This is a genomic window from Halomonas organivorans (genome assembly GCF_014192055.1).
Lineage (GTDB): Bacteria > Pseudomonadota > Gammaproteobacteria > Pseudomonadales > Halomonadaceae > Halomonas > Halomonas organivorans.
Map to the genome: position 1 here is coordinate 22,001 of NZ_JACHXM010000021.1, position 7,831 is coordinate 29,831.

Here is a 7,831-nt window from a genome sequence, read left to right on the forward strand (position 1 = left end):
GGGCCGCTGGCGTGTCTGGCGATGGCGGCTCTGCTGGCCCAGCTGACCGCCCTGGCGTTGGGCAGCGTGTCGCTGGGCCCCGGTGAACTGCTGGACGTGCTGGCCGGCGGCGGTGAAGCCCTGCATCGCACCCTGGTGCTTGAACTCCGCCTGCCCCGGGCGCTGGCGGCGTTCGGCACCGGGGCGCTGCTGGCGCTGGCCGGGGCGCTGATGCAGATCCTGCTGCGCAACCCGCTGGCCGATCCCTACGTGCTGGGGCTCTCCGGCGGTGCCTCGGTGGCCGCGCTGCTGGCCATGCTGGCCGGTCTCGGCGCGACCCTGGTGGGCGGCGCGGCCTTCGCCGGGGCGCTGGCCTCGACGCTGATCGTGTTCGGCCTGGCTCACGGCGGCGGCAGCTGGACGCCCACTCGGCTGCTGCTCACCGGGGTGGTGATGGCGTCGGGCTGGGGCGCGATGATTACCTTCCTGCTGGCGGTCAGCCCGGTGGAACGGCTGCCCGGCATGCTCTACTGGCTGATGGGCGACCTCGCCTATGCGGGCAGCCCCTGGCCGGTGCTGGCCACGGCCGCAGCGGGCCTGGCCGTGGTGCTGCCGCTGGGGCGCACGCTCAACGTGCTGGCCCGGGGCGGATTGCAGGCCGCCGCGCTGGGCGTGGCGGTGCGGCCGCTCGAGTGGACCCTCTACCTGCTGGCGAGCTTCATCACCGCCATGGCGGTGACCACCGCCGGCAGCGTCGGCTTCGTCGGGCTGATGGTGCCGCACATGCTGCGCCTGCGGCTGGGCAACGACCAGCGGCTGATCCTGCCGGCCAGCCTGCTGGCCGGCGGTACCCTGCTGACCCTGGCCGACACCCTGGCGCGTACCCTGATCGCCCCTCAGCAGCTGCCGGTGGGCGTGATCACCGCGCTGATCGGGGTGCCGACCTTCCTCTACCTGTTGCAGCGGAGCCAACGATGACGGGGCCGGCGGCGAAGGGCCCGGAAGGAAAGGGCCTGGCGGCGACGGGCCTGGAAGCGAGAGGCCTGGTCATCGATGTGCCGGGGCGACCGGACGGTCGGGCGCTCGATCTCGCCATCGAACCCGGCCAGCGCTGGGGGGTGCTCGGGCCCAACGGCGCGGGAAAGACCACCCTGCTGCATACCCTGGCCGGGCTGCGCCCGCCGCGGGCGGGGGAGGTGAGCCTCGACGGTACGCCGCTGGCCCGCCGGCGGCGCCGCGAGCTGGCCCGACACCTTGGCGTGGTGTTCCAGGAGCGCCACGACGATTTCCCGGCCACGGTGCGCGAGACCGCGCTGATCGGCCGCCATCCGTTCCTCTCGCCCTGGCGCCAGGAAGGGCCCGAGGACTACGCCCGGGCCGAGGCGGCACTCGAACGACTCGAGCTTTCGCACCTCGCCGAGCGCGAGCTGGCGACGCTCTCCGGCGGCGAGCGCCAGCGGGTCAGCCTGGCCACGGTGCTGACCCAGGCGCCGCGCTTCTGGCTTGCCGACGAGCCCACCAACCACCTCGACCTGCACCACCAGGTGGCGATCATGACGCTGCTCGCCGAGCAGGCCGAGCGGGGGCGAGGCGTGATCATGTGCCTGCACGACCTCAACCTCGCCGCTCGCTGGTGCAGCCACCTGCTGCTGCTCTACCCCGACGGCGAGGCCTGCTGGGGCCCGGCCGAGGCCATGCTGGCGCCCGACGCCCTGGAGCGGCTCTACGATCAGACGTTGACTTGCGTGGAGGTAGACGGCGCCCTCGTTTTCGTCCCTCGGAAAAGTGTCTGCGCTCGATGATACGGCGTTAAACATCAGCTTGTGCGCGAGCCCGGTCAAAGTCCTCATTTACAGAACGTAAACTCGCACGCGAGCCCGGTCCGCCTTTTCGATGATGTTTGCCTTGCGACCCACAGGGAGGTGGGAAGTGCGTTGGCCCGTCGGGAACGGGCCTAGCCCTCACCTTCGCTCGACGACTTTCCGGCTCAGTCTTTACTGAGTTTCTTCAGCCGCTGCGCCGCAAGCCGATTGGTCTGCAGGCGCTCCGGGCGCTTCATCGACTGCCAGCGGGTGATCTCCTCGGTGGTGCGGCCGCAGCCCACGCATAGTCCGCCCTTCAGCTGGCAGATCGAGACGCAGGGGCTGTCGATGCGCTTGGCCATAATCAGTGGCGCTCCAGTACGGACAGCCGGCGCTCCCAGTCGCCGCCGTGCACGCGGCGGCATTCCTCTTCGCTGTCGGCGTCCAGGTGGGCGTCGATGTTCCCGACCTCCACGTCCGCCTCGAACAGCGCGGCCTCGGTGAGCTCGCGCATGCGACGGCGGCCGTCGCCCTTGAGGGCGCGGGCTAGATCGTCCTGGGTCTCGAACACCCAGACCACCCGCAGGCTGTCGGGGAAGCGGCGGTAGTCCACCAGATGGGTCAGCCAGGCGAAGCCCGGCAGCAGCGGCTTGGCGGTTTCGCAGGCGTCGGTCAGGGCCTGGGTCAGCCGGCGTTCCATCTGCCGGCTGGCTTTCTTGTCGAGCATATCGGGCTCTCTCATCGTGGGGCGTGGCAGGGTAGCGATCTACAGGGCGCGTCGGAAGCGCAGCACCGGCCGGCCCTGTTCGGGATCGTCGAGAAAATCGGCGTGCACGCCGAAGGTGTGCCGCAGCCGTTCGAGGGTCAGCACCTCCCGGGGCGGGCCGATGTCGACCAGGCGTCCGCCTTCCATCACGCCGATGCGGTCGCAGTCCATGGCCTGGTCGAGGTCGTGCAGGGCGATGATCACGGTGATCGGCAGCCGTCGTACCAGGCGCAGGATCGACAGCTGGTGGCGGATGTCCAGGTGGTTGGTCGGTTCGTCGAGCAGCAGGGCGCGGGGCCGCTGGGCCAGGGCACGGGCGATGTGCACGCGCTGGCGTTCGCCGCCGGAGAGGGTGTGCCACAGGCGCTCGGCCATCGTCTCGAGGCCGACCTCGGCCAGCGCCTGGTCGACGATGGTGTCGTCCTCTTCGGACCACGGGCTCAGCGGCGTGAGGAAGGGCGTGCGCCCCAGCGCCACCGCCTGGCGCACCGCGAGGCGGTCGAGGGTATCCGCCTGCTGTTCGACGAAGGCGATGGCACGTGCGATCTCGTGGGGCCGCATGGTCTGCATCTGCCGGCCGTCGGCCAGCGCGCGGCCGGCCTTTGGCCGCCTGAGCCCCGCCAGCACGCGCAGCAGGGTCGTCTTGCCCGAGCCGTTGGGACCGACCAGGCCGAAAGTCTCGCCCGGTTCCACCGTCAGGCTGACGTCGTCCAGCAGCCGGCGGCCGTGGACCCGCCAGTCGACGTGCTCGGCGCAGAGTCTCATCGCGTCCTCGCACCGCGGATCAGGATCAGGGCGAAGGCCGGGGCACCGATCAGCGCCGTGACCACGCCGATCGGCAGCACCTGGCCGGCCACCAGGATGCGCGAGAGCACGTCGGCGCCGATCAGGAAGATCGCTCCGGCCAGCGCCGAGGCCGGCACCAGCCGGGTGTGGCGGCTGCCGACCAGAAAGCGCATGGCGTGGGGAATCACCAGCCCGACGAAGCCGATGGCGCCGACCATGGACACCATGGCGGCGGTGACCAGCGCCATGGCGGCGATCAACACTCCACGTACCCGGCGCACGGGAATGCCCAGCGAGGCGGCGCTGTCGGCGCCGAAGGTGAAGGCGTCCAGGGCGCGCCGGTACCACAGGCAGATCGCCAGGCCCGCCAGGGCGGCGGGTAGCGCCAGGGCGACGTCGTCCCAGCGCACGCCCGAGAGGTTGCCCATCAGCCAGAACATGATGCCGCGGGCCTGCTCGGCGCTCGCCGACTTGGCGATGATCAGCGCGGTGAGGGCATTGAACAGCTGCGAGCCGGCGATGCCGGCGAGGATGATGGCGCCGGCGGCCTGGGTCGCGCGGCCGCCGCCGGTGCCGCTGCCGGCGGTGTGGGCCAGCACCACCACCAGGCCGAAGGCCAGTCCGGCACCGGCGAAGGCGCCGAGTGACAGCGTCAGGGTACCGGCGCCGATGCCGAGGATGGCCACCGAGACGGCGCCGGTGGAGGCACCGGCGGAGATACCCATCAGGAAGGGGTCGGCGAGCGGGTTGCGCAGCAGCGCCTGCAGCACCACCCCGGCCAGGGCCAGGCCGGTGCCGCAGCAGGCGGCGAGGATCGCCCGGCTCAGGCGATACTCCCAGACGATGCCGGCATCGATGCGGTCTACCGCGAAGGTCGCATCGCCGAGATGGTTGGCCAGCACCTTGAGAATGGTATCGAGCGGAATCGCGGTCTCGCCGATGGCGGTGCCTGCCATCACCGCGGCGAACAGCAGCAGCGGTGCCAGCCAGCTCCAGTGCCATGCGGAGCGTGCCGAAGGCACGAGACGAGCAGGGCGCGCGGCGTTCGAGTGCCCGGAGGGCGCGGTGGTCGACGCCAGGGAGCGAGCGGCATCGGTCATCGATCGAACGGCTGGATCGACAGGGCCTCGACCAGCGTCTCGAGGCCGTAGACGGTACGCATCGTCGCACTCATGGCGTGGGCATCCATCTCGATGATGTGGCCATTTTTCACCGCCGACATCTCTTGTGCCACGGGATCGTTGCGCAGGAAGTCGCGCTTTGCCTCGACGCTGTCCGCCGCATAGCGGCGGCGATCCATCGTCGCGATCACGATGATGTCCGGGTCGGCGCGGGCGATCGTTTCCCAGCCAACGGTCGGCCATTCCTCGTTCGACTGGATAACGTTTTGGATGCCGAGCTTGTCCATCATGTAGCCGGGGGCGCCGAGCCTTCCGGCGACGTAGGGATCCGATGAGTCGTCGGGAGAAGAGAACCAGAATGCCGCCGACAAGTCGTCAGGAAGTGACAGCGATTCGGCGCGGGAAATGGCTTTTTCTTCGCGTGACTCAAGCTCATCGATCAGGTTTTCCCCGGTATCCTGTACGTCGAAAATGGTGGCCAGCTCATGAATACCCTTGTAGATCGAATTGGTAGAGAAGGCGGCGGTGCGAGTGCCATCGCCGCCGGTGGCATTGTCCTTGGTATCGCAGTCGGCGGGCATGATGTAGGTGTCGATGCCGAGGTCCTTGAACTGGTCGCGGGTGGCCACGCTGCCGGTGGGGCCGACGTGCCATTCGTACTGGGCCGCGACCAGGTCTGGGCGGAGGTTTACTACCCCTTCGAAGCTCGGGTCATTGTCGGCTATACGCTCGATATTGGCGTTGGCTTCCTGGAATTCTGGCAGTACCGGGGTGAACCAGACCGAGGTGCCGACGACTCGGTCGTCCAGGCCCAATGCGTAGAGGGTTTCGGTCGCTGACTGACCGACGGTGACGGTGCGCTCCGGTGCGGCATCAACGCGAATTTCTCGACCGCAATTCATCAGTGTCAGCGGATACTGCGTGGCCTCTGACCAGGCGGATGATGCCGGGAGGAGTGTAAGCGCTGCCAGTAGCTTGCGAGCGAGAGTCATGCGGTGGTGTCCAGGTTGAGGGGGTGACATGGGCGTCCGGCGTCGGGAGATTGCCACGATTTTCGATGCATTTTCCACTCCCTTCGGCGCAGGGTAGACGCCCCAGATGCGGGAGACGCTAAGCGATATAAAAAGTTATGATATAACATATCTTAAAAAATCGGCAAGGTCTTCGAGGCTTCGGCAGTGGGCGATTGCGCAGGGCGTGACCGGTCCATTACGATACTTGGTCCGAAGACAGGTGCCCCTGACGATCTGGGGATAATCGGGAAGTCTGGTGAGGCCACGGCCGATCCCAGCGCTGCCCCCGCAACGGTAATGAAGCGCGATCTGCGATGACCACTGGCGACCCGCCGGGAAGGTGCAGATCACGGCACGACGCCTCGGCAATGCCCTGGCGAGTGCCCCTTCAAGCCCGGAGACCGGCCTGTCGTTTCGTGTCATCCCAGTGCGGTGCGGTGGGCACCGAGAGGATCAACATGCCCGTGTTTTTCGTTTTCTGCTCACGGCGGAGCTACCGCCGTGATGCGTGTCTGGCGTCCGTCTGCCGCTCTTCGGTCGTGACGCCATGACCGCCGTGCCCGACTTCCCCTTCGTCGCCGTCGTCGGCCAGCCGGCGCTCAAGACCGCGCTGTTGCTCAGCGTCATCGATCCGCGCATTGGCGGCGTGCTGATCAGCGGCCCCAAGGGCAGTGCCAAGTCGACCCTGGCCCGGGCGTTGGCGGCAATCCTGCCGCGCGATACCGGGGGCCGGCCCACGTCGCTTGTGACCCTGCCGCTGGGCGCCAGCGAGGAGCGCCTGACCGGCAGCCTGGACCTGCAGCGGGTGCTCGCCGACGGCGAGGCGCGCTTCCAGGATGGCCTGCTGGCCCGCGCCCACGGCGGCTTGCTGTACGTCGACGAGGTCAACCTGCTGCCGGATGCGCTGGTCGACCTGCTGCTCGACGTGGCGGCCAGCGGCGTCAACCGCGTCGAGCGCGATGGCCTGAGCCACGCCCACCCCGCGCGTTTCAGTCTGATCGGCACCATGAACCCCGACGAGGGCGAGCTGCGCCCGCAGCTGCTCGACCGCTTCGGCCTGTGCGTCGAACAGGCGGCGAGCCCCGGCGTGGCCGAGCGCGTAGCGATCCTGCGCCAGCGCGAGGCCTTCGACTGCGATCCGCGCGACTTCGTCGATGCCCACGAGGCCGAGCAGGCAGCGCTGACCCGGCGCCTGGCCGATGCCCGTGAGCGGCTTTCCGCGATCGTCGCCGACGACTGGGTCTACGAGCGCATCGCCGCGCGCAGCGAGGCCGCCGGCGTCGAAGGGATGCGCGCCGACGTCACCTGGCACCGCGCCGCCCGGGCCCATGCGGCCTGGCGCGGTGCGTCGCGCGTCGAGTGTGAGGACCTGGACGTCGTCGAGCCCTGGGTGCTGGCCCACCGCCGCACCGTCGCCCCCGGGGCCGAAGACCGGAATCCGCCCGATGACGGTTCCAGCGGTTCTGGCTCTGTTTCCGAAGGACAGGGCTCCGAAGGGCGTGGCTCCGAAGGGCGTGGCTCCGAAGGGCAGGGCCTCGGGCGACAGGGGCCGGACGCCAGTAACGCTCGAGACCCCGAGCCCCAGGGCCAGTGGGGCGCCATGCCCCCGGTGGCGCAGCCGAGCGTCATGACGCCGATGCCGTCGCTGCCCGAAATGACGCCCGCACCGAAGACCGATGGGACGCCGTCTTCGCTCGCATCCTCCAGCCACCGCCCCGGCCGCCAGGAGGGCCGTCGCCGTAATCGTCGACAGAGTGAGCCCGCCGATCCTGAGCCGCGTCCGGACTGGTTCGCGACCCTGGTCGAACATCGCGGCAGGCGCCCCTGGCGTCGCCTGTGCTATCGCCGCCCGCGCAGCGGCCAGCCGATGCTGCACCTGGTGCTGCTGGACACCTCCGCCTCGACCCTCGGCCGGCGCCTGCTGGGCCGGGCCAAGGGCGCGGTCGACGCGCTGGCGCGCCGAGCCTACGCCACCCGGGAGCAGATTGCGGTGCTGGGCTTCGGCAACGACGGCATCAAGACCCTCCAGCCCCGACGCCGCGCGCCCAAGGACCTGCTCGAGCGGCTCGACGCCGTGCCCGGCGGCGGCGGCACGCCGCTGCGCGAAGCCGTGCGCCACGCCGCCCAACTGGTCCGCCGCTGGCGTCGCCAGGACGCCGGCCTGCACGTGCGCACCTACCTGATCACCGACGGCCGCACCCGCCAGCCGCTCGGCGGCCTGCCGCCGCTCGGCGACTGCGTGGTCGTCGACACCGAGTCCGCCGCCGTGAAGCGTGGTCGCGGCCGCGACATCGCCCGCGCACTGGGCGCCGATTACCGGCCGCTGGCCGGCCTGGAGGCTGGGGGTTGGGCATCGACATGAAC

The 7,831-nt window shown here is 69.8% G+C and carries 8 protein-coding genes and 1 riboswitch; of the genes, 3 read left to right on the plus strand and 5 right to left on the minus strand.

The window, feature by feature from the left end; genetic code table 11:
• Positions 1–21: 21 nt before the first annotated feature.
• Together FHR96_RS16365 and FHR96_RS16370 are read left to right on the plus strand one after the other, a co-directional pair.
• Positions 22–957 (plus strand): FecCD family ABC transporter permease, encoded by a 936-nt coding sequence (locus FHR96_RS16365; protein ID WP_183388799.1) that lies wholly within the window; start codon positions 22–24, stop codon positions 955–957.
• Positions 954–1,781 carry an ABC transporter ATP-binding protein gene (locus FHR96_RS16370; RefSeq protein WP_183388800.1) on the plus strand — a complete coding sequence of 276 codons (828 nt, stop codon included), beginning with the start codon at positions 954–956 and terminating at the stop codon, positions 1,779–1,781. The genes FHR96_RS16365 and FHR96_RS16370 overlap by 4 nt, the downstream gene beginning before the upstream one ends.
• Before the next feature lie 185 nt (positions 1,782–1,966).
• Here FHR96_RS16370 and FHR96_RS16375 read toward each other — a convergent pair whose 3' ends face one another.
• The 5 genes from FHR96_RS16375 to FHR96_RS16395 all read right to left on the minus strand — a co-directional run bounded on the left by FHR96_RS16375 (position 1,967) and on the right by FHR96_RS16395 (position 5,446).
• Positions 1,967–2,143 carry a DUF1289 domain-containing protein gene (locus tag FHR96_RS16375; protein WP_183388801.1) on the minus strand — a complete coding sequence of 59 codons (177 nt, stop codon included), beginning with the start codon at positions 2,141–2,143 and terminating at the stop codon, positions 1,967–1,969.
• 2 nt (positions 2,144–2,145) lie between these two features.
• Complete coding sequence (locus tag FHR96_RS16380; RefSeq protein ID WP_183388802.1) at positions 2,146–2,508, minus strand: hypothetical protein; 363 nt, start codon at positions 2,506–2,508, stop codon at positions 2,146–2,148.
• Between the two features lie 39 nt (positions 2,509–2,547).
• Positions 2,548–3,312 carry an ABC transporter ATP-binding protein gene (locus FHR96_RS16385; RefSeq protein ID WP_183388803.1) on the minus strand — a complete coding sequence of 255 codons (765 nt, stop codon included), beginning with the start codon at positions 3,310–3,312 and terminating at the stop codon, positions 2,548–2,550.
• On the minus strand, positions 3,309–4,289 hold the full coding sequence (locus FHR96_RS16390) for a FecCD family ABC transporter permease (RefSeq protein WP_246392996.1): 981 nt from the start codon (positions 4,287–4,289) through the stop codon (positions 3,309–3,311). The genes FHR96_RS16385 and FHR96_RS16390 overlap by 4 nt, the downstream gene beginning before the upstream one ends.
• A 140-nt stretch (positions 4,290–4,429) precedes the next feature.
• The gene (locus FHR96_RS16395; protein WP_183388804.1) at positions 4,430–5,446 is read right to left on the minus strand and encodes an ABC transporter substrate-binding protein; all 1,017 of its coding nucleotides are present in this window, start codon (positions 5,444–5,446) and stop codon (positions 4,430–4,432) included.
• A 222-nt stretch (positions 5,447–5,668) separates the two neighbouring features.
• Positions 5,669–5,891, plus strand: a riboswitch (cobalamin riboswitch).
• 123 nt (positions 5,892–6,014) lie between these two features.
• Between FHR96_RS16395 and FHR96_RS16400 the strand changes: the two genes are divergently transcribed.
• Positions 6,015–7,829 carry an AAA family ATPase gene (locus FHR96_RS16400; protein ID WP_183388805.1) on the plus strand — a complete coding sequence of 605 codons (1,815 nt, stop codon included), beginning with the start codon at positions 6,015–6,017 and terminating at the stop codon, positions 7,827–7,829.
• The last annotated feature ends 2 nt before the right edge of the window (positions 7,830–7,831 follow it).

Excerpts from the sequence above, each read along its gene's own strand:
- FHR96_RS16365 (WP_183388799.1), top strand. The coding sequence starts at position 22 with ATGGCGGCTCTGCTGGCCCAGCTGACCGCCCTGGCGTTGGGCAGCGTG.
- FHR96_RS16370 (WP_183388800.1), top strand. The coding sequence starts at position 954 with ATGACGGGGCCGGCGGCGAAGGGCCCGGAAGGAAAGGGCCTGGCGGCG.
- FHR96_RS16375 (WP_183388801.1), bottom strand. The coding sequence starts at position 2,143 with ATGGCCAAGCGCATCGACAGCCCCTGCGTCTCGATCTGCCAGCTGAAG.
- FHR96_RS16380 (WP_183388802.1), bottom strand. The coding sequence starts at position 2,508 with ATGCTCGACAAGAAAGCCAGCCGGCAGATGGAACGCCGGCTGACCCAG.
- FHR96_RS16385 (WP_183388803.1), bottom strand. The coding sequence starts at position 3,312 with ATGAGACTCTGCGCCGAGCACGTCGACTGGCGGGTCCACGGCCGCCGG.
- FHR96_RS16390 (WP_246392996.1), bottom strand. The coding sequence starts at position 4,289 with ATGGCAGGCACCGCCATCGGCGAGACCGCGATTCCGCTCGATACCATT.
- FHR96_RS16395 (WP_183388804.1), bottom strand. The coding sequence starts at position 5,446 with ATGACTCTCGCTCGCAAGCTACTGGCAGCGCTTACACTCCTCCCGGCA.
- FHR96_RS16400 (WP_183388805.1), top strand. The coding sequence starts at position 6,015 with ATGACCGCCGTGCCCGACTTCCCCTTCGTCGCCGTCGTCGGCCAGCCG.